Raw genomic sequence first — 499 nt, forward strand, 5'->3', positions numbered from 1 at the left:
TGAATGCCTTGGCACTAGGAGCCGATGAAGGACGGGACGAACACCGATATGCTTTGGGGAGCTGTAAGTAAGCTAAGATCCAGAGATTTCCGAATGGGGGAACCCAACAGCTGATGGCTGTTACACGCAAGTGAGGTAGACGCAGAGAACTGAAACATCTAAGTACCTGCAGGAAGAGAAAGAAAAATCGATTCCCTGAGTAGCGGCGAGCGAAACGGGAAGAGCCCAAACCGACGTGCATGCACGTCGGGGTTGTAGGACTCTAACGTGGAATTATAGAATGTAGTCGAATGGCATGGGAAGGTCAGCTGTAAAGGGTGAGAGCCCCGTAGACGAAACATTTTATATACCTAAGAGTATCCTGAGTACGGCGGAACACGCGAAATTCCGTCGGAATCTGCCAGGACCATCTGGTAAGGCTAAATACTACCTAGTGACCGATAGTGAACAAGTACCGTGAGGGAAAGGTGAAAAGCACCCCGGGAGGGGAGTGAAAGAG

The 499-nt window shown here is 50.3% G+C and carries 1 rRNA gene; it reads left to right on the plus strand.

Annotation, left to right across the window (positions count from 1 at the left end):
• Positions 1-499, plus strand: a 23S ribosomal RNA gene (locus ACFO5Y_RS09555); the annotation flags it as partial.

Origin of the sequence: Ruoffia tabacinasalis, from assembly GCF_042652985.1 — a bacterium.
In the GTDB taxonomy this organism is placed as follows: Bacteria; Bacillota; Bacilli; order Lactobacillales; family Aerococcaceae; genus Ruoffia; species Ruoffia tabacinasalis.